Raw genomic sequence first — 21,071 nt, forward strand, 5'->3', positions numbered from 1 at the left:
GCCTCCCGTAGGAGTTTGGACCGTGTCTCAGTTCCAATGTGGGGGACCTTCCTCTCAGAACCCCTATCCATCGTCGACTAGGTGGGCCGTTACCCCGCCTACTATCTAATGGAACGCATCCCCATCGCTTACCGATAAATCTTTAATCTTATTTGCATGTGCGCTTAAGATACCATCGGGTATTAATCTTTCTTTCGAAAGGCTATTCCCGAGTAAGCGGGAGGTTGGATACGCGTTACTCACCCGTGCGCCGGTCGCCATCGAACTTAGCAAGCTAAGTCCATGCTGCCCCTCGACTTGCATGTGTTAAGCCTGTAGCTAGCGTTCATCCTGAGCCAGGATCAAACTCTTCATTGTAAAATATTTTCTTTACCCTTGCGGGTATTGTTGATTCTGTTTCAGGAAACCGATTTTCTATATCCTTATTCAGGTTATTGACGGTTCTTGTTTCATCCCATATATACATTATATATAAGACTACTTCTTGTACTACATCTTCGTTTGTTTATCTAAAGTCTTTCAAAGAACTATCTTTTCTTGAGCTCCCGTTTCAGCGGGAAAGCGTTTGCAAAGGTAAGGCGTTTTTTCTTTCCCTCCAAATTTTTCCGAAAGTTTTTTTCGAAAAAGTTTTTTCAGGGTGACTTCTCGGGGCTTATCCTTTTCTCGCTCCCTTGCCGTCTTGCAAGGTAAGATACTCGGGGGCAGCGCCTTCAAGTGTCTGCCTCTCTTTACCAGTCTGTCATCTTCAGTGGCTCTCCCTCTCGAAAGCGGTTGCAAAGGTACGCACTTTTTCCGGTTCTGCAACTTTTACGCAATACTTTTTTGCGGATTTTTTGAAGAAATTTCGTAAATTACTGGGAACAAGAAGGTTATAGGTGAATATTTTTTGACGCTGCTAAAAGCGGACGGGAAAGGTCCTACATTATGTATTTCGCGCGGGCGCGTACGTGCGCACATATATACTCGCACCGCCAGCACATTTTTTCCAGAAACTCCCGGCATTTTTTATGTTTTCCTCTCGGGAAACGTATGTTTCCGCCTTGGAAAACGTACGTTTCTCGGCAGGGAAACATATGTTTCTCATGCCGGAAACATAGAAAACATAGAGGCAACGGAGAATTATCTCACCGGCATTTCTTCAATACGGAACATTTGAATGGAAAAAACGGAGAGTTTGAAAAACAAACGGGACGCTTACAAGAAAGAACAAGCAGCCGCTTACAAAGAAAAACAAAAGGAACAACTTGAAGGAAAACTTACAGAAAAACGAACAAATAAAAGAACGGCTCAGCAAACAGAAAAAAAAAGGAAGCCTCACCTACGGACATAAAAAAAGGAGTTCCGCTGAACTCCAACCTTTGTTAACCTTAAATCTAATACTATGAAAAACACAGTGCAAAAGTAAGCATTCCCGGGAAAACCACAAAGAATATAGCCGGAAAATCATGTTTTACAACACATATTAACCATCTACCATATTTCAATTAAATCCCTTAACAGATAAAGGTTTAAAACTAAAAAAGTGCAGAATTCCACAATAGGATATGATTCCTCCCTCTTGAGAAGGCGTTTCCAATTGTCTAAAAATCATACACTCATTGTCAAAAAATTAGACACTCCTTCTCTATCGAAAAATCAGCATAATTCTATCAATCAGACACTTGCGATAATGGCACGGAAATTGTATTAAGAATCACGACAAACAAAAAAACATAACCACAGAATATGAAAACTTACTTTACATTCTTACAACGCAACAAACTCTTCACCTTTGTCAACGTCATTGGCTTGAGCATCTCCCTGATGTTCTTCTTGCTGATCAGCCACATGGTGACCCGACAACTCACTGTTGATAAAGACATGAAAGATGCGGACCGGACTTACGTACTGGCCAGCGAAATATGGGCAGGAGGTCATATCCTGCTGGGCGACAAACTACAAAGCCGTTATCCGGAAATAGAAGACTGGTGCGCCGTGAGCGGTTCCTACGAACAGTTTGTCAAGACAAACGACAAACCCGTGAATATACAAATGATGTTTGTCCGCGACAACTTCTTCCGGTTCTTCAATTTTCATTTGCTGGAAGGAAACCCTGAAACCTTGCTGAGCAATGAAAATAACATCGTACTGACACGTTCCTGCGCCATCAAGCTGTTCGGTACGGAGCATGCGCTGGGTAAAACCCTCACAGAACAGGCATTCGACAACCAGAAATGTACAGTAAGCGGTATCATCGAAGACATTGACAACTCCATCTTTCCTTCCCACATTGAAGCATTCAGTCCTCATAAGAATGTACGGTATGTACATTGGAGTGCCAGCGAAGAAAATACCGAGTTGGGCAATGCCGCCAGCTGCATCTTCTTCCTGCGTTTCCATCCGGGTGTCAACCCCAACGACAAGGCCGGTGACATTGCCCGCTTCTTCAAGGAATTCTTCTGGATTTACCAATACGACATTGTCAAAGAAGTACGCTTTATACCTGTACATGATTTTTATTTCTCCGATATTTATGCTGCCGGAGCAACCCTTAACCAGTACAGCCGGAAACTGGTACTCATTTTCCTGACCATCAGTATCTTGATTCTGTGCATGGCTACTTTTAACTACATCAGTATGAGCGTGGCCCAGACCAGCTACCGGGCAAAGGAAATGGCTACCCGCCGCCTGTTAGGTTCTTCCAAGAAGAATATTTTCTGGCGCATGATTGCCGAGTCGTTCCTGATGACCACCTTCGCTTTCCTGGTGGGATTATTGCTCGCCAAAGCCGCAGAACCGACCGCCATGAACCTGCTCCACACACGGCTCGACATCGTGGGAGGGTTAAATTCTGTCACCATATCCTGCTATCTGCTGCTGATTGTCGTACTTTCCCTGCTCTCCGGTTTCGTGCCCGCCACGATGCTGTCGCACTACCATCCGCTGGACATCGTGAAAGGTACCTTCCGCCGGAAAACCAAGACGTTATATCTCCGCTTGCTGAACATCGTGCAAAACGGACTGACCATCGCCATGTTGGGATGTGCCCTCTATCTGACTGTACAAATTTACCGCATCCTGCACGCCCCCTTAGGATATGAATACGGACACGTCATTTACTACCCTCCTATGGCCAGCGACCAGAAGCTGCAACTCTTCCGCCACGAAGCCCAGAAACTTCCTTTTGTGAAGCGCGTCAGTTTTTCAAAGGGTACCCCCTTGGACGGAGGCAACAACGACACGATGAACTTTAATTCTGCCGACAGTACAGAAGTACTGAGCTTCCAGAGTTTTATCGTTGACTCTGCCTTTATCGACATGTTTCACATCCAAATCACGGACGACCGTCATGCCGGATTTGATACGCACAATTATCTGGTGAGCCAATCGGCCATGAAAAAGCTGAAACAACTGGGATTTACCGACCATGTCCACAGCAGTGACGGAAACTATTCCTGGAACATCACCGGCGAGTTCAAGGATTTTCAAGTCCGCTCCCTGCTGGAAAAAGAGCCTCATCCGCTGCGCATGCAGATTGCTCCTGCCGACAGCATCAGCCCTTGGAACATTCTGGTGGAAGTACGTGACGACCAACCTGATGTATATAAGAAGCAACTTGACCAGCTCTATTCCAAGATCATAGACGGATACCCGTTTGAATCGGAATGGTATGACACCCTGATGCAAGACATCTATGAGAATATTACCCGCATGAGCCAGCTGATCCGCATCTTCACCTGCGCGGCACTGGTTATCTCTCTGTTGGGACTGACTGCCATGAGCATCTATTTCATCGCCCAGCGGAAACGCGACATTGCCATCCGCAAGGTCTTCGGTTCCGACAGCCGCCACGAGATGCTGCAACTGATGAGATTCTCTTCCGTCTCGCTCGTTATCAGTCTGCTGATTGCGCTCCCGCTGATGTATGTGGGAATCCGCCAGATAGACAAGATTGTAACCTACGAGAGCAGTTTCCCCTGGTGGGTACCGATTGCCGCCTTCCTGATTGTGAGCCTCATCTCCCTGGCCTCCGTCTGGCTTATCAGCCGAAAAGCCGTACGGGAAAATCCGGTATGCAACCTGAAGACCGAATAATCTCTATCAAACCCAAAACATAAAATAACAACGATATGAAAACCATTTTACGAAATCTATTTTACACCCTGAAGCGCTTCCGGACCGCCTCCGTGCTGAACCTCCTGGGACTTTCGGCCGCCTTTGCCGCCTTTGTCCTACTCATGATGAAGGTGAGCTACGAGCGCAATTTCGATACCTGCTATCCCCATGCCGACCGCTTGGTCATGCTGAACCTGTCAGAAGCCAAAGGAAGCAATCATGTCAGTATCCTTCCCCGAGGTCCTATCGACTACCTCATCCAGCAAGTGCCCGGCATCGAATACGGTACCATCTATTCCCCTGCCTGGTCCAAGCAGGCTTTCTACACCGACCCCAAGAATCCGCAATATTTCTACGAGGAACCGTGGGCCGTATATCCGGATTTCGGCAAAATCATCGGACTGAAGTTCGTGGAAGGCAGCGACCAGGAGATGAACCAGCCGGAAAGTGTCATTATCTCCGAAAGCTATGCCCGCAAACTGTTCCCCAAAGGAAATGCCTTGGGCTCCTATCTGTATGCAGACACCCCAGACTGGCGAAGTCCGGAAGCCACGAAGTTCCGGATATGCGGTATCTTTGAAGACCTCCCCGAAAACTGCCAGTTCAAGAACGACCTTTTCGTTCCGATGGGAAAGCTGCAGGAGAACGACTGGGGCAGCCAGAACTTCTATGCGTTCTTCCTGCTGAAACCGGGCGTCAGCGTAGAAGAAGTCAACCAACAGATTACGGCTACAGGGGTCGACGCACGATTGTTCACAGGAGAGCCAGGCACACAGAAACTCTATGTCTTCCCGATACAGAAACTGTATTATGACATGTATTCCCCCTACTACTTCAAGACGGGCAGCCGCAACACCATGACCTTGCTGGTAAGCATCGGCTTCCTGATCATCCTCATTGCATGCATCAACCTCATCAATTTCAGTACGGCACTGGCTCCGATGCGCATGCGCAGCATCAACACCCAGAAAGTGCTGGGAAGTACCAACGGAGAACTGCGCCGTGCCTTGACCCTCGAATCGGTCGTCATCGTACTGGTCAGCTGGTTGCTGTCATTGTGCATCGTGGCCGCCCTGATTCACTTGAACGTGCTATCCTTCATGGGCTTCACACCCTCCCTGCTTGTCTACTGGAAATATGTAGTCTACACCGGACTGATAGCCCTGCTTACCGGCATCGTGGCAGGACTGTATCCGGCGTGGTACATGACCTCCTTCCCGCCTGCCCTCGTGCTGAAAGGCAACTACGCCCTGAGCGGAAAAGGACAACGGTTGCGTACGATACTCATCGGCTTCCAGTACATCGTTTCGTTTGCCCTGATTACTACTGCCGCTTTCATCTTCCTGCAGAACCGCTTCATGCGCAACCATGACCTGGGCATCGACAAAGACCAGATACTGGTAGCTTCCCTCCCCCAACAGCCTTTCCACAGCAGTCCGTACCGTAAGTTCGACAGCCAACTGAAGAGTTTTGCGGAAATCGACGACATCGCCTATGCCAAATGGGAACTGGGGGCCAGCGAAGGATACACGCAATATGCTTTCACCTACAAAGGAACTCAATATGGGCATCAGTATATTGACGTCACTCCCAATTTCTGCCGCGTCATGGGCATGCACATCCTGTCGGGAAGTGACTTTCTGCCCAGCGATTCCATCTACACCTCCCAGCTGAACTTCATCGCCACACAGGACTTACAGCAAGAAAGCGGTATCCCGGCAGGAGAGACACTCGACTTTTTCCCGTGGGGAATGAAGGCCCTTCTCAAAGGATATGTGAACAACGTGCAGTTTACTTCATTAAAGATGAATCCCGTGCCTTACGTATTCTGCCCCAACGGTGCCTACAGCAACCAAGTCTTGCCGTTTGCCTATATCCGCGTAAAAGCCGGGAGCGACATGGATACCGCCCTGAAACACATCCGCGAGACCATTAGCGACTGCTTCACCGGTTATCCCACCGAAGTGAAGTTCTATGACCAGATCTACGGACAACTGTATCAGAAGGAAACCGACCAACAAAAAATCATAACCTGGTTCAGTCTGCTGGCCATTCTCATTTCCTTGGTAGGCGTATTCGGCCTGATTATATTTGAGGCTGAACACCGGCAGAAAGAAATCGGCGTGCGCAAGGTCTACGGAGCCTCCATCCGGCAAATTCTCTGGATGTTCGGACGTTCCTACTTGATACTCTCAGTGGTATGTTCCCTCATCGCCAGCCCTATCGCCTGGTATGCCGTATCAGAATGGCTGAAGCAGTTCAATGAACGGATTGCCATCTCGCCTTGGGTTTTCCTTGGTACCTGCCTGCTTATCAGCGCCATTACATTGGTTACCATTACGATACAGAATTACCGGACGGCTACCAGCAATCCGGTAGACTGCCTGAAATCGGAATAAAATCAATCAGAAAAACAATAGTGAATTACTTTAAAAAGGCTGTTTCCACCGCCCGTGGAAATGGCCTTTTTTCAGGCCCAGACGTACGGACATAAAAAAAGGAGTTCCGCTGAACTCCAACCTTTTGTTAACCTTAAATCTAATACTATGAAAAACACAGTGCAAAAGTATTTATTTTATTTGGAACGACAAAGCCTGAAGCTAAAAAAGAATGTTTTACAACATACATTAACAACCTCCTATTCTTTGATTAAATCTCTTAACAAGTAAAGAAACAAAGCTAAAGAAGTGCAGGCCCCTCTTCCCTCTAATAAGACGGAAACTTGTACATCCGGTAGCATCGGCCTTTTTTCAACTCAAACTCCAGATTCTCCCGGTCTTTCCGCGAGAGTCTTTCGTGGATATTCACCGCAAACTCATAGGTTTCGCCTTTCTGCATGTGCGGCAGACGAACCCTACAAACCCTTTTCTTCTTATAGAACAGACAAAAAGAGACTTTCCGCACCGTTTCTTCTCCGTCGTTACAGATTTTCATTTTCAAGCGTTTTCCGTCGGGCAAGGAACAAAATACGGGCGGACAGATTATCATCTCCTTTAACTCATTCTCACCGTCATGGTACATCACCATCCGAAGCGAATCCGTTCCTTCCACTTGTGCATGTACCTGACCCGCAAACAGCATGAAAGCACATACCACACCTGTTATGTAACTCCATTTCATAACCCAAAACCTCCATTTTAACCTCTCTGTAAAGTTACGACGAATACCTTTATATGTTACATCTGTTTGGATAAATAAAGAATAAATGCACATCTTTAAGGTAAATCACGCCATAAAAAAAGCGATTTGATACCTCAATCCTGCATCAAACCGCTTTGTCTGAAAGTAAAATGAATTTTTATTTTTCCTTGTCCAGCTGCTTCTTTTCAATCAAATAAGAGATGACCAGACCTAAACCGCCTCCCAGCAACACACTGGATCCGTAAATGACGGAAACCGTATACTCTACTGCCCGGCTCGGATCTTCCATAAAATATTCCGGCTGAGTGGCATACACCAAACCATATCCAATCAACAGTCCCACACCTATCCCTAACAGCAGGCATCCTATCCGTAGTCCACCAAAAGAGAACAAACTGGGCCGATACACAATACCTTTCTTAAAGGTTTCCGGCGTCAGCTTATCTCCCAGTTTCTCAATCAGCATCATCCGTTCTCTTCTTCCGGCAAACAATTCAAACAGTTTGTAAATCACTCCAAATACAATGGCCACATTGGCAACAATCATTAATTCTTCCATCGTCGTTTCGTTTTTAATTTGTTACTTTGCCCCTTTAGACGCATCTCCACGGAAAAGGTTACACTTCATGAGCATGAAAAAAATTTTTCCGTAGAATGTAACCTTTCACAAGGCATCGCGTCTAAAAGGCATCATGCAAAACGAGGAATCACATATCATCGCATCCATCCTAAGCGGGAGAACCGAACAGTTCTCCTACTTTTTGGATACCTACGGACCACAGGTGTTTCACCTAATTGTCCGCATGGTGGGTTCACCAGAAGATGCAGAAGAACTGACGCAAGACTGTTTTATGAAAGCCTTCACCCACCTTTCCTCGTTTCAGGAGAACAGCAGTTTCTCCACCTGGATTTACCGCATCGCCTACAACACGGCCACGTCTGCCCTGCGAAAAAAAGAGCATGAGCTCCTTTCGTTCGACGACCGGATGTGGAACAGCCTGTCGGATACGGAAGTAGATGAAGCACTCAATACGGAAAATGAAGTACAGATAGAAAAGCTGCAACGAGCCCTCACCCGTCTGACTTCGGACGAGAAGGCCCTGGTGACACTCTTCTATGAAGAAGAAAAACCGGTGACGGAAATAGCCTATATCCTTCACCTGACCGAAAATAATGTGAAAGTGAAGCTACACCGCGTCCGCAAAAAATTATGTACCTTAATAAAAGAGGAGGATTGACTTATGAATACCAACGATAAAGGACTTAAAAAGGCTCTCAGCCAGCAGCCTGACTATCGGCTGCCCAGCAATTTCAGTTACCGGATGATACAGAAGATTCATCAGGAAACCTTGCTACGCGAAAAACGGCAAGAGAAAAGATTGTTCATCCTTATGCTCGTCACGACCTTTCTGGCGGTCGGAGGTTGCCTGGGATTTTTGTGCTGGCAATACGGGAATAAGCTACTTTCCCTGCTACACACCTTGCAAGAAGGTAGTCCTTCCCTGCAGACCTGTTTGTTTTATCTGCCTATTCTCTGCGCCCTCTTCCTGCTCTTCCTGTTCAACCGATGGCTGCGGAGAAAACTCATCTCACACACTTAAAGAAGCTGTTCAAAAGCGAGTTTCCAAACAGAAAATCGTATTCACTCACACGCAAAAAAAGAATCCTCCTGTGCCCGTCTTTCACGTGATGAAGACTACACACAGGAGGATTCTTTTATAATCACTTATTCAGTCGGCCTGTTCTTATTTCAAGAACCAGCCGGAATCTTATTGCCGGTAGCTGGCCAGTTCTTCAGCCTGGAACTTGCGGATGAAGTTGAAATGTTTTTCCACTTCTGCCTCTGCATAGTTCACATACACATTCAGTGACTTGCCGAACATGTCAGGAGCCTTGGTGGCATCCTGCAACAGCAAGTGGCTCATCACACAGACAGCTGCCATTTCATACAAACGACGAGCCATCAAATCCAAGAGTTCCTGGTTCTGTGCTTCTTTCACCGCATTGGTGCAGGCTTCCAGCTTACGAGTCATGTCCTTGATACGATCCATGTAACCTTCATATTCCGGCGCACAAGGTACCGTTTCAAATTCATGCAAAGTAGCGGCATACGAACCGTTGGTCACATAACGGATGGCAGCTACCGTCTGCAACTGAGTCGTTCCTTCGTAGATGCTGGTGATACGGGCATCACGGTAGATACGCTGGCACGCATATTCCATCATGAAACCGGAACCGCCATGTACTTGAATACAGTCGTAAGCATTCTGGTTGGCATATTCAGAGTTCATACCTTTTGCCAACGGAGTAAAGCTGTCGGCCAGTTTTGCATAGCGTTTCTGTTCCTGACGTTCTTCCGGAGTCAGTTTACGTTCGCGAGCAATGTCGTCCAAGGCCTTGTAAATATCCACATAGCGGGAAGTCTGGTACAACAATGCACGACCGGCATCCAGTTTCGCCTTGATAGTAGCCAGCATGTCGTACACAGCCGGGAATTCGATAATCGCCTTACCGAACTGCTTACGGTCTTTTGCGTATGCCAACGCCTCATCGTAGGCAGCCTGGCTCAAACCTACTGACTGAGCCGCAATACCCAGACGGGCACCGTTCATCAATGCCATCACGTATTTAATCAAACCGAGCTTGCGGTCGCCGCAAAGTTCAGCCTTCGCATTCTTGTACACCAGTTCACAAGTCGGAGAACCATGGATACCCAACTTGTTTTCAATACGACGTACGTCAACTCCGCCATCGTTCTTGTCGTAGATGAACATAGACAAACCACGACCGTCGTGAGTACCTTCTTCCGAACGAGCCAGTACCAGGTGAATATTAGCATCACCGTTCGTAATGAAACGTTTCACTCCGTTCAGACGCCAGCAGTTGTTGGCCTCATCGTAGGTAGCCTTCAGCATCACGCTCTGCAAGTCGGAACCTGCATCCGGTTCAGTCAAGTCCATAGACATGGTTTCGCCCGCACAGATACGCGGAATAAAACGGCTGTGCTGGTCTTCGTTACCAAACTCATACAGGGTTTCGATACAGTCCTGCAAAGACCAGATGTTACCAAAACCGGCATCGGCCTGCGCCACGATTTCTGCACACATGGTGTACGGCGTAATCGGGAAGTTCAAGCCACCGAAACGGCGCGGCATGGTCATTCCGTTCAATCCGGCCTTTACCATGGTTTCCAGATTGACCTTTGTACCGGAAGCATATTCCACACGGCCATTGGCATGATGCGGACCTTCCAAGTCTACCCCTTCGGCATTGGCTGCAATCACTTCGCCCGTGATTTCACCAGTAATTTCCAACACTTTATCGTAAGAGTCGATGGCATCCGCATAATCCTGCGGCGCATAGTCGAACTCGTCTTTATCTCTGTAATCGCGTTCTTTCAACTGACAGATACGCTCCATCATCGGATTGTTCAAGTGAAACTTGAGTTCCGGATGTTCTGTATAAAAGTTTGCCATTATTTACTGTTCTTTTTGTAATACTTAATCATTTTCGGGATTACTTCTTCCACCGTACCGTTGATGACATAGTCGGCGATGGTGTTAATCGGTGCATTCGGATCGCTGTTCACAGAGATGATGATACCTGCATCCTGCATACCGGCGATGTGCTGAATCTGTCCGGAAATACCGCAAGCGATATACAATTTCGGATGTACCGTTACCCCTGTCTGACCAATCTGACGGTCATGTTCACAGAAACCGGCATCTACCGCCGCACGGCTGGCTCCCACTTCTGCATGAAGTTCCTTGGCCAGTTCGAACAGCATATCAAAACCTTCCTTGCTGCCCATTCCGTAACCACCGGCTACCACGATAGGCGCTCCTTTCAGATTATGTTTCGCTTTTTCCACGTGACGGTCGATAACCTTCACCACATAATCCGTTTCAGGCACGTACTTCGCTACGTCGTGACGAATCACTTCACCCTGATAGTTGGCATCTACGATTTCTTTCTTCATCACACCCTCACGTACGGTAGCCATCTGCGGACGATGTTCCGGATTGACGATGGTAGCCACAATGTTACCTCCGAAAGCCGGACGAATCTGATACAACAGGTTTTCGTAAGTGATACCGTTTTTCTTGTCTTCGTGGTTACCGATTTCCAACTGCGTACAGTCGGCAGTCAGACCACTCGTCAAGGCTGAAGACACACGCGGACCCAGGTCACGACCAATCACCGTCGCACCCATCAGGCAAACTTGAGGTTTTTCCTCCTTGAACAAGTTGACAAGAATAGAAGTATGAGGAAGTGAAGTATAAGGGAACAAGCCCGGAGCATCGAACACATGCACGCGGTCTACTCCGTATGGCAAAACTTGTTTTTCTACATCTGCAAGGCCACTGCCGGCACAAATCGTTTCCAACTGGCATCCCAGCTGATTGGCCAACTTACGACCTTTGGTTAAAAGTTCGAGACTGACATCGGCCACATGGGCACCTTCCATCTCACAATATACAAATACGTTATTCATAGTCTTTATCCGATAGTATGGTTAGCCAACAGTTCAACAATCAAATTCTCTACGTCTGCATCGCTGCCAGTAAGTGTCTTGCTTTCCTTAGCCTGGAAGATGATGTTTTCAATCTTCTTCACCTTGGTCGGAGAACCCGACAGACCGCATTGTTTCGTATCACCGTTTACATCGGCTACGCTCCATTCCGTGATATTCAGATAAGGACGGCTCTCATACAAATCGGCATAAGGCAATGCGCTGCCGTCTTTCGTAAGAGCTGCCTTTTCCTGACCACCCAGCGCACGTTTGTATTTCTGCACCAGTTTCGCATTACGCGGACGGCAAGGAGCGGCACTGCCGTTCACCGTCAATACAATCGGCAGCGGAGCTTCTACGGTTTCCACACCTCCATCGATATGACGTTTCACGCGGATGCGTCCGTCTTTTACCTCTTCAATCTCTTCTACGTAGGTTACCTGCGGCAATCCTAATTTTTCTGCCACCTGCGGACCTACCTGTGCCGTATCTCCATCGATAGCCTGACGTCCGCCCACGATGATGTCGTATGCACCAATCTTGCGGATGGCAGTTGCCAACGCATACGAAGTGGCCAGCGTATCGGCACCGGCAAAAGCACGGTCTGTCAGCAGATAACCGTTGTCGGCTCCTCTGTATAATCCTTCACGAATGATTTCAGCGGCACGGCCTGGTCCCATTGTCAGAATTGTCACAGTAGAACCGGGATGTGTGTCTTTCAGTCTGAGTGCCTGTTCCAAGGCATTCAAGTCTTCCGGATTAAAAATCGCCGGAAGTGCCGCACGATTAATTGTACCGTCGGCATTCATGGCATCTTTTCCCACACAGCGTGTATCGGGAACTTGTTTTGCCAATACTACAATTTTCAAACTCATTAGATTCTTATTTTGGTATTAGTAATTTCTTGTCGGCAAATTTAGTGAAACCATTTGTTCCGCAAAAAGATATGAAGAAAAAATACGTGCATTCTCCACATCTTCCTTCAACTCAGAATAGGTGGCGATGGGATTATCGGAATAGATAGAAACTACCCTTCCGTCCGGCCCGCAGACATAAACTTTAGGCACCCCACTCGTAGAAAAAAGCGCATAGACACTCCGGTCTTCCTGTGCCGAGTAAGGGATAGTCAGCGCATGAATCTGCCAATAGGAAGCCACTTCTTCCTCCCCTTCTTCCCGACTGATAGCACAAATACAGACATCGGACGAAGAAGCATATTCCTCATATAATTGCTGGATAACCGGCAGTTCTTTCTGACAATCCGGACAACCTGTATGAAAAAAGACCAGCACAGCCACTTTTCCCTCCAGCGACTTCCGGCTCACCACCGAACCGTCGTTCAATACGACCGAAAAATCGGGCAACCTATCTCCCGGCTTCACGATATCCTCGCCAGCCGGCACCTCATCCCGGATACACGAAAAACAAAGGCATCCGAAAAGAACCCCTAAAAAATTCCGATTCCACTTCATACGGTAAAGATAAACAAGAAACACAAGTTTTGCAAACTCTCAGAACTTGTTTATCTTTGGGTCCGGAAAAGATAAAAAGACACTGCAAATATGAATACACTGAACCAAGAAATCGCACAACTTCTCCAGCAGACCGGCATCGAAAAGAACGACCTCAGCTGGACTACCCAAGTGGTGCTTATTTTAGCCATTTTACTGATATCCTATCTCACCACTTTGGTGTTCCGACACCTGATTATGCCGGCCGTACGGAAAATCACGGCCCGTACCAAGGCTACGTGGGACGACTATCTGTTTAACCACAAGATGATGACCTCTTTCTGCCGGATGATTCCCCCTATTATCTGGTACATCCTGCTCCCCTTCGCCTTCAACGATCAATCAGCCTACCTGCTTCAAATTTTACTGAAGATCAGTCTGATTTGCCTCATCATCACCGCCCTCATGCTGATTAAATGTTTTCTGGACTCACTGTATGAGATTTCCAGCGAACACGAAGCCTTGAAAAACCGTCCGCTCAAAGGTATCTACCAGATGATTAACCTGGTGGCCATCGGCATTGGCGTCATCCTGATTATCAGCGTGCTGATTGACCAAAACGCTACGGCCATCCTGACCGGACTCGGTGCCTCAGCCGCCGTACTGATGTTGATCTTCAAAGACAGTATCCTGGGACTGGTAGCCGGGGTACAGCTTTCGGCCAACGACATGCTGCGTCCGGGCGACTGGATTACCATGACCAAATACGGGGCCGACGGCTATGTGCTGGAAGTCTCACTGACTACGGTCAAGGTACAGAACTTCGACAAGACCATCACCACCATCCCTCCCTACGCCTTGGTGAGTGACTCCTTCCAAAACTGGCGGGGCATGCGTGAAAGCGGCGGACGACGCATCAAGCGGTCGCTATACATTGACATGACCACCGTACATTTCTGTACCCCAGAAGAAGTGACCCGTTTCACGGAAAAAGGTTGGATGACTGCCCCCACAGAAGGCAGTGAACCACCGGTCAACCTGCACGTATTCCGAGAATATGCCCTCAAATATATCAGCAGCCATCCCGACGTGAACCACAACCTGATGCAGATGGTCCGCCAGTTGCAACCTACCACCGAAGGTATCCCTGTGGAAGTCTATTGCTTCTCGAACACGCCCGACTGGATTCCCTACGAAACCCTGCAAGGCGAACTCTTTGACCATCTGATTGCCATGGTACCGGAATTCGGGTTGCACATCTTCCAACGCCCTGCCGGAACCGATTTTCAACCCAATGAGAAAAATAAATTTATAACTTCAAAATAAAAGAACAATGGAAACAGGACTTACATACAGCAGTACCGTACAGGTAAATTCCACCAACACCGCCTTGGCCCTCGGCTCGGGTGACATGGAAGTATTTGCCACTCCCGCCTTGGTGGCTTTAATGGAAAATGCGGCCATGCGTGCCGTCCAACCGGCTCTTCCGGAAGGCTCTACCACCGTAGGGGCCATGATACAAACCTCGCACCTCAAGCCTTCCGGTCTGGGAGAGGAAGTCACCGCCACCGCAGAACTCACCGGAATAGAAGGGCGAAAACTGACCTTCAAGGTAAGTGCCTCCGACCGCAAAGGACTGGTAGGAGAAGGCGTTCACATCCGATATATTGTGGACCGGGAACGTTTTTTGAGCAAACTATAACCCAAAGAGTCGAAGTGGATCAGTCTGTCATCTGACTATCCACTCCTCTATTGTTCCCGTTTCCGAAGAAAATACCGCTCCTATCTGATACAGTTTACGGGCATCTGCCCCATATTCTTTCGCATATTCTGTCTATTTTATCTGGATTTATCCTAATTTGTTCCAAACTCAGAACTCATCTTCCCCGGTGACAACTAATATTTACTGCAGTAAAAACTTCCGTTTCCCCTTACATATTCCCCCAAACTTCGGGAAAAATTCTCTGTCCCACACTGTGGGATACAAAAACCACAGTGTGGGATATGTATTTCACAGTGTGGGATACAAATCCCGCAGTGTGAAACAGAGAATTCTTTGGGACAAAAAGAAGTATGCGACAAGGCCGCTGAACTTTATCTCAGGGGATGCTGAAAGTATCCGCCGGATGCTACAAAAAAATCCTGAAAGCCGCCCCTCTTTGCAGATGCAGACTTTCAGGATTTCCTCACCGAAGGCAAAGCAAGCCTTCTCAAATACTATATTACTGCCAGTGCAATCAACTGAATAAACAGAATCAGGAACACCATGGCAATGGGATATACTGTAGCGTAGGCCACTCCCGGAATGTTGCTGTCGGTCATGGAGTCGGCAGCCGCAAGTCCCGGGGTACTGGTCATACCGCCGGTAATGGTGCCCAACAAATCGAGCAGACTGACCTTAAACACCAGCCGTCCTACGACAGCCGCCAGCAGCATCGGTACCAAAGTAATCAAAGCACCTACCCCGAAAAGCAGAAAACCGCTCTCCTGGAAGGTTGCCACCAAGGTCTTTCCGGCTGAGGTACCCACTTCGGCCAGGAACAGCAGCAAGCCCAACTGACGCAACAGCTGATTAGCCGGTCCCGACATGGACCAGATAATCGGCCCTGTCTTGCCAATGGCACTCAGGAACAACGCCATCATCAGCACGCCACCGGTCAGTCCCGGAGAGAAGGTCATTCCTCCTCCGAAAGAGATATACAGTTTACCGAACAGTACGCCCAGCACAATACCCATGGCAATGGGAAAGAAATCGGTATCCGAGAGGCGTTTCACGTCGTTACCTAACAACCGGGCCACTCCCTGTATACCTTCCTTTTCGCCCACCACCATCAGTTTGTCGCCAAACTTCAGGGCCAGTTCCGGCGAAGGAGACAGGTCGATACCGCTTCGGCGCACGCGGGTGACCGTACAACCGAAGTTCTTCTGCAAGTTGAGTTCACCCAGCTGCTTGTTAATCATGTCTTTCTTGGTCAGCAACAACGATTCAATGCTTTGCGTATGGCTCAGCGGAAGTTCTCCTTCTTCCCGCTCGCCCAACATCACGGCCAGATTCTTCAAGGAATCCTCACTGCCTACCGCCTGGATGTGGTCGCCTTCCTGCAACACCGTGTGGGCTTTCGGAATCAGAATCTCGTCGCCCCGTTTCAAGCGCGAAATCACGGCCCCCGTCATGGCCCGGATATTCAACTGAATCAGGGTACGGTTGAAAACGGTAGGATTGGTTACCCGAAACAGGCAGGTACCCAGCTCTGGGAACTGGCTGCGCCGTTCCTTTTCCAAGCGCCGGGCCTCTTCGTCCAAGTCGACACGCATCAGCTTGGGAAGCAGCTTTACAAATAAAATCACCCCAATCACCCCGAACGGATAGGCAATACCGTAGGCAATGGAAGCCAGTGGCGACTGCGTACTGTCGATGGCCACTGCCAATCCCGGCGTACTGGTCAGCGCACCTGCAATCAGTCCTACCACACTGGGGGTATCAATATCGAAAAGATACTTCATGGCCACCCCCGTCAGACAGGCAGAAGCCACAATCAGCAAGGTAATCAGAATCAAGGTCTTTCCTTTGCTTCGGAAAGAGTGGAAGAAACCCGGACCGGCCTGAATGCCGATGGTGAAAATGAACAACACCAGTCCGAAGGTTCCCAGTTCCTTTGGAATAGACACGCCCCAATGCCCGAAAGCAAGGGCGATAAAAATCACGGCAGACACATCGAGCGATAGGCCCATCACTTTGATACGTCCGAGCATAAAGCCCAAGGCTACAATCAAGAAAATTGCAAAATACGAAGTTTGCAGTAAGTCTGTCAACATAAAAAATTAGAATAGTGTAAATAAAATCGGGATAAAGATAGACAAATTTTGTGAATATCCTTATCCCGACCCCTGAATTCACTCCTGCAAACTGACAATATATTCGTAGAGCTTCTTGTAAAAGGCATGTTTGGTCAAAGTGGAAGCATCTCCTAAAATGATGAGCTTCATGCGGCCCCGCGTAATGGCCACGTTCATACGGCGCAAATCGTTCAAGAAACCAATCTGTCCGTCTTCGTTGGCGCGTACCAGACTGATGAGAATGACGTCGCGCTCCTGCCCCTGGAAACCGTCCACCGTATTGATGGTAATCAAAGAGCGGTAAGGCTTGAAAAACGCGTCTTTCTTGACCAGCTGGCGGAGGTACTGCACCTGCGCCTTGTACGGCGAAATCAGTCCCACGTCGATGCGTTCTTCCAGGAAACGTTCGCGGCCGATTTTCGTGATGTATTCTTTCAACTGCCCGATGGACAGTTCCGCCTCCGGCTTGTTGATGCGCCCGTAGTTTTCGCCCACAAACTCCTCGTTGCAATCCATTCCTTCGGTATTGACCCATTCAATCGGGGTATCAAAATCCAGAATGCTGCGGTATTTCACTTCGGGCGCCGAACGAAGCATGCCCCCGTAGAACCAGTCGGACGAAAAGCGCATGATTTCGTCGTTCATGCGGTACTGCACCTTCAACAGTGACACCACCTCCGGCTTGTTCTTCACAATGCATTGCATCAGCGTATGCCCCAGTCCAGCACGCAGGGCCTCCGGACATTTCACCGTAGGCGGCAACTGACAATGGTCGCCGGCCAGAATCACCCGGTCGGCTTTCCGCAACGGAATCCAGCAGGCCGCTTCCAACGCTTGGGCCGCCTCATCAATGAATACCGTTCCGAATTTCTGTCCCATCAGCAGACGGTTGGCGCTTCCCACCAGCGTGCAGGCAATCACTCTCGCTTCACTGAACAGGGCTTCGTTAATGCGGATTTCCAGTTCCGTGGCCCGGTCTTTCAATGAATTGATTTTCTGCCGGATACTCTCCCGGTCGGCTCCTTTCCGGCTCCGTGCATACAATTCACGCACGGCCTTGCGGATACTCCACAGCTGAGGATAGTCCGGATGGGCCTCGAAACGCCGTTCGTAGGTAAACGACAGCATCTTGTCATTGACCCGACTGGGATTCCCGATGCGCAACACACTCACGCCCCGGTCGACCAGCTTCTCACTGATCCAGTCGACGGCCATGTTGCTCTGTGCGCAGACCAGCACCTGATTTTCCCGATGGAGAGTTTCATAAATGGCTTCTACCAGCGTGGTCGTCTTTCCCGTTCCGGGAGGGCCGTGTACGATGGCCACGTCTTTGGCATGCAACACCTTGTTGACCGCCTCTTCCTGTGTGGCGTTCAACCAAGGGAAACGTACCGGCTGAAACGAGAAGGTGGATACGGGCTGTGTGCCGTGGAAAATATCCCTCAACTCCGCCAGACGGTTGTTCTTCGCACTGAGGACCTGCTTGACGGCCTCAAACATCAGCCGGTAGCTGGTCTCGTCGAAATACAGCTGCACGCCCAGCACTTCCTTGCTCTGCAAAGCCAGCAACGCATTGGCATCCGGCAGAATCACCACCATGCGGTCTTCCTCCACATAGTTCACCGTGGCCACGAAGTTCAGGTAGGTCAGCTTGCCCGACAGGTCCTGTGTAAAGAAACACACCGGACGCCCATACTCGAACAAGTGCTCAATCTCCTTGTCCTCCTTCCGTTCTACCTCGATGACCAACTGGTTCAAGGCGTTGTAATAACTTCTTCCCAGCGACAAGGGATACCAGCACATGCCCCGCTTGATTTTCCGGCCGATGCCCATCAGTTCGGTCTGCTGCTTGAACTGCGCTTTCTCGTATTCATATTCCAGCTTCAACAGCTCATAATGATGCTGCAAGTACAATATCGGCGATTGGATGACTGTATCTTCTTTTTTCATATTCTTCTCTTTCCGGATTGAAGGATAGCCGCCAGACACAAGTCCATCGGGGCTCCCGGTTGCCCTGCTCACGGCCTACTATTTCCTAATTTTTGCAAAGTTACGAGGTTTTTGAAAAAAGAACCGGCTACCCGTTGATTTATTCCAAGCAATTTGCTATTTTTGTTTGACGCGTAAACAAAAACAGTCATGAAAAAGCAAGCTGAATACATCAAGCGCATTGAGATTAAAGGCTTATGGGGCCGGAAAAACATTGCCTGGGATTTACGCCCGGACGTCAACATCCTGAGCGGAGTGAACGGCATCGGGAAAAGCACGATCCTGAACAATTCCGTACGCCGTCTGAGCGACCTGGAAGGAGGGGCTCTCAGCAACGGGGTGCATGAGGGGGTATCATTTACTTTCTATCCCGAAGATGCCACCTACATCCATTTCGATGTGATACGCAGTTTCGACCGTCCGCTGCTCAGCGCCGGACTACTGGATAAAATCGGGAACCAGAACGTGAAGACGGAACTCGACTGGCAGCTTTATCTGCTCCAGCGGCGCTATTTGGACTATCAGGTGAACATCGGCAACCGGATAATTGCCTTGCTGACAAGCGGAAAGCCGGAAAACCAGGCGAAAGCGGCTGAAATCTCACAGCCGAAGACGCATTTCCAGGACCTGATGGACGACCTGTTCAGCGAGACCGGCAAGAAAATTCTCCGCCAGAACAACGAAATCCAGTTTGAACAGGACGGCGACATCCTGACGCCTTACCAACTGTCTTCCGGTGAAAAGCAGATGCTGGTCATTCTGCTCACCGTACTGGTACAAGACAACCAGTCGTGTACCCTGTTCATGGACGAGCCGGAAATCTCCCTTCACGTGGAATGGCAGCAACGCCTCATCTCCCTCATCCGGAGCCTGAATCCGAACGTACAAATCATCCTGACCACCCATTCCCCCGCCCTCATCATGAACGGCTGGATGGATGCCGTGACCGAAGTAAGTGACATTACCACCCGTTAAAACCAAGTAGCTGTATGGGAAAAAGACTGACTGAGAACCTTTCTTCCCTGTACATTGGAGCGGCCAACCGCCTCAAGCCCAAACGTGCGAGAAGAAAAATCGTGGCTTACGTGGAAAGCTACGACGATATTTCTTTCTGGAGGACCATCCTCTCGGAATACGAAGACAACACCCGCTACTTCGAAGTGATGTTGCCCTCGCAGACCTCATTGGCCAAAGGCAAGAAAACCGTACTGATGAACCAGCTCGGCAAGCAGTTGGGCGAAAACATGATTGCCTGCGTGGACAGCGATTACGATTACCTCCTGCAAGGACGTACCCATACTTCCCAATACATCATCGAGAGCCCCTACGTGATGCAAACCTATGCCTACGCCATTGAGAACTACCACTGCTATGCAGAAGGGCTGCACGAGGTCTGTGTCATGGCTACCCTGAACGACCACAAGCTCATCAACTTTGTGGAGTTCATGAAAATGTATTCCCAGATTGCCTATCCTTTGTTCATCTGGTCGGTGTGGTTCTACCGCCGGCACATTCTCTCGGAATTCTCCCTGCTGGATTTCTGTTCGTACGTCAAGCTGGAACAGGTCAGCACGTATCATCCGGAACGGAGCCTGGAAAACATGGCGAAGAAAGTCAACCGGAAGCTGCACGACCTGGAACACCGCCACCCGGATGCCTTGGGAGAGATTGAAGACATGAAGAAAGAATTTGCCCGGCTCGGCGTGCATCCCGACAATACTTATATGTTTATCCAGGGCCATCACATCATGGACAACGTGGTGCTGCGCCTGCTAATTCCCGTATGCACCGTGCTGCGCCGAGAACGGGAACAGCAGATTCATGACCTGGCACTCCACGACATGCAGCTGCACAACGAGCTGACCAGCTACCAACGCAGCCAGGTGGGCGTGGAAATCGTCATCCACCGGAACAACTTCTACACCAATTCCCCGCTCTATCAAATGATCCGAAAGGACATCGAGAAATTTCTCAAGATTATCCGGTAAGCAAAGTGACGAAACTCCTATACAAGATAGGGAAAACCCTATCAAAGAATGGGCGTT

At 48.9% G+C, this 21,071-nt stretch carries 17 protein-coding genes and 1 rRNA gene; 9 read left to right on the forward strand and 9 right to left on the reverse strand.

The window, feature by feature from the left end; all coding sequences use genetic code 11:
- Nucleotides 1–357, reverse strand: a 16S ribosomal RNA gene (locus tag H6A28_RS06310); the annotation flags it as partial.
- Nucleotides 358–1,156: 799 nt separating this feature from the next.
- On the opposite strand from H6A28_RS06310, the gene H6A28_RS06315 reads away from it, so the two are divergent.
- The 3 genes from H6A28_RS06315 (at nucleotide 1,157) to H6A28_RS06325 (ending at nucleotide 6,494) form a co-directional block, all read left to right on the forward strand.
- Nucleotides 1,157–1,330 carry a hypothetical protein gene (locus H6A28_RS06315; protein ID WP_204474972.1) on the forward strand — a complete coding sequence of 58 codons (174 nt, stop codon included), beginning with the start codon at nucleotides 1,157–1,159 and terminating at the stop codon, nucleotides 1,328–1,330.
- A gap of 395 nt (nucleotides 1,331–1,725) precedes the next feature.
- Nucleotides 1,726–4,074 (forward strand): ABC transporter permease, encoded by a 2,349-nt coding sequence (locus H6A28_RS06320; protein ID WP_204479406.1) that lies wholly within the window; start codon nucleotides 1,726–1,728, stop codon nucleotides 4,072–4,074.
- 35 nt (nucleotides 4,075–4,109) lie between these two features.
- Nucleotides 4,110–6,494, forward strand: coding sequence for an FtsX-like permease family protein (locus tag H6A28_RS06325; protein WP_204474976.1), 2,385 nt, complete (start codon nucleotides 4,110–4,112; stop codon nucleotides 6,492–6,494).
- A 307-nt stretch (nucleotides 6,495–6,801) separates the two neighbouring features.
- Here H6A28_RS06325 and H6A28_RS06330 read toward each other — a convergent pair whose 3' ends face one another.
- Nucleotides 6,802–7,215: a hypothetical protein gene (locus tag H6A28_RS06330; protein WP_204474978.1), complete on the reverse strand. Its 414-nt coding sequence runs from the start codon at nucleotides 7,213–7,215 to the stop codon at nucleotides 6,802–6,804.
- Nucleotides 7,216–7,393: 178 nt separating this feature from the next.
- Nucleotides 7,394–7,795, reverse strand: a complete 402-nt coding sequence (locus tag H6A28_RS06335) for a DUF6249 domain-containing protein (RefSeq protein WP_204474980.1) — start codon at nucleotides 7,793–7,795, stop codon at nucleotides 7,394–7,396.
- 133 nt (nucleotides 7,796–7,928) lie between these two features.
- Here H6A28_RS06335 and H6A28_RS06340 point away from each other — a divergent pair, with 133 nt between their 5' ends.
- The gene (locus H6A28_RS06340) at nucleotides 7,929–8,474 is read left to right on the forward strand and encodes an RNA polymerase sigma factor (RefSeq protein ID WP_204474982.1); all 546 of its coding nucleotides are present in this window, start codon (nucleotides 7,929–7,931) and stop codon (nucleotides 8,472–8,474) included.
- Nucleotides 8,475–8,477: 3 nt separating this feature from the next.
- Complete coding sequence (locus tag H6A28_RS06345) at nucleotides 8,478–8,837, forward strand: hypothetical protein (protein WP_204474984.1); 360 nt, start codon at nucleotides 8,478–8,480, stop codon at nucleotides 8,835–8,837.
- 168 nt (nucleotides 8,838–9,005) lie between these two features.
- On the opposite strand, the gene H6A28_RS06350 is transcribed toward H6A28_RS06345, so the two are convergent.
- Genes H6A28_RS06350 through H6A28_RS06365 form a run of 4 tightly spaced genes read right to left on the reverse strand, consistent with a single transcriptional unit; the run spans nucleotide 9,006 to nucleotide 13,221 of the window.
- On the reverse strand, nucleotides 9,006–10,712 hold the full coding sequence (locus H6A28_RS06350) for an acyl-CoA dehydrogenase family protein (protein ID WP_204474986.1): 1,707 nt from the start codon (nucleotides 10,710–10,712) through the stop codon (nucleotides 9,006–9,008).
- Nucleotides 10,712–11,731, reverse strand: a complete 1,020-nt coding sequence (locus tag H6A28_RS06355; RefSeq protein WP_204474988.1) for an electron transfer flavoprotein subunit alpha/FixB family protein — start codon at nucleotides 11,729–11,731, stop codon at nucleotides 10,712–10,714. Before H6A28_RS06355 ends, H6A28_RS06350 begins: the two co-directional genes overlap by 1 nt.
- A gap of 5 nt (nucleotides 11,732–11,736) precedes the next feature.
- A complete protein-coding gene (locus H6A28_RS06360) occupies nucleotides 11,737–12,624 on the reverse strand; it encodes an electron transfer flavoprotein subunit beta/FixA family protein (protein ID WP_204474990.1) in 888 nt (295 codons plus the stop codon).
- Between the two features lie 18 nt (nucleotides 12,625–12,642).
- Nucleotides 12,643–13,221 (reverse strand): TlpA family protein disulfide reductase, encoded by a 579-nt coding sequence (locus H6A28_RS06365; protein ID WP_204474992.1) that lies wholly within the window; start codon nucleotides 13,219–13,221, stop codon nucleotides 12,643–12,645.
- A 90-nt stretch (nucleotides 13,222–13,311) separates the two neighbouring features.
- Here H6A28_RS06365 and H6A28_RS06370 point away from each other — a divergent pair, with 90 nt between their 5' ends.
- Both H6A28_RS06370 and H6A28_RS06375 read left to right on the forward strand, forming a co-directional pair.
- Nucleotides 13,312–14,526 carry a mechanosensitive ion channel family protein gene (locus H6A28_RS06370; RefSeq protein ID WP_204474994.1) on the forward strand — a complete coding sequence of 405 codons (1,215 nt, stop codon included), beginning with the start codon at nucleotides 13,312–13,314 and terminating at the stop codon, nucleotides 14,524–14,526.
- A gap of 7 nt (nucleotides 14,527–14,533) precedes the next feature.
- The gene (locus tag H6A28_RS06375) at nucleotides 14,534–14,902 is read left to right on the forward strand and encodes a thioesterase family protein (protein WP_204474996.1); all 369 of its coding nucleotides are present in this window, start codon (nucleotides 14,534–14,536) and stop codon (nucleotides 14,900–14,902) included.
- A gap of 515 nt (nucleotides 14,903–15,417) precedes the next feature.
- Here H6A28_RS06375 and H6A28_RS06380 read toward each other — a convergent pair.
- The gene (locus tag H6A28_RS06380; RefSeq protein ID WP_204474998.1) at nucleotides 15,418–17,016 is read right to left on the reverse strand and encodes an aspartate:alanine exchanger family transporter; all 1,599 of its coding nucleotides are present in this window, start codon (nucleotides 17,014–17,016) and stop codon (nucleotides 15,418–15,420) included.
- Between the two features lie 78 nt (nucleotides 17,017–17,094).
- Nucleotides 17,095–18,987 carry an AAA domain-containing protein gene (locus H6A28_RS06385; RefSeq protein WP_204479408.1) on the reverse strand — a complete coding sequence of 631 codons (1,893 nt, stop codon included), beginning with the start codon at nucleotides 18,985–18,987 and terminating at the stop codon, nucleotides 17,095–17,097.
- Nucleotides 18,988–19,176: 189 nt separating this feature from the next.
- Between H6A28_RS06385 and H6A28_RS06390 the strand changes: the two genes are divergently transcribed.
- A complete protein-coding gene (locus H6A28_RS06390; RefSeq protein WP_204475001.1) occupies nucleotides 19,177–20,001 on the forward strand; it encodes an AAA family ATPase in 825 nt (274 codons plus the stop codon).
- Nucleotides 20,002–20,015: 14 nt separating this feature from the next.
- Nucleotides 20,016–21,014 carry a DUF4435 domain-containing protein gene (locus H6A28_RS06395; RefSeq protein ID WP_204475002.1) on the forward strand — a complete coding sequence of 333 codons (999 nt, stop codon included), beginning with the start codon at nucleotides 20,016–20,018 and terminating at the stop codon, nucleotides 21,012–21,014.
- Nucleotides 21,015–21,071: the final 57 nt, after the last annotated feature.

The organism is Bacteroides mediterraneensis (assembly GCF_016900355.1).
In the GTDB taxonomy this organism is placed as follows: Bacteria; Bacteroidota; Bacteroidia; order Bacteroidales; family Bacteroidaceae; genus Phocaeicola.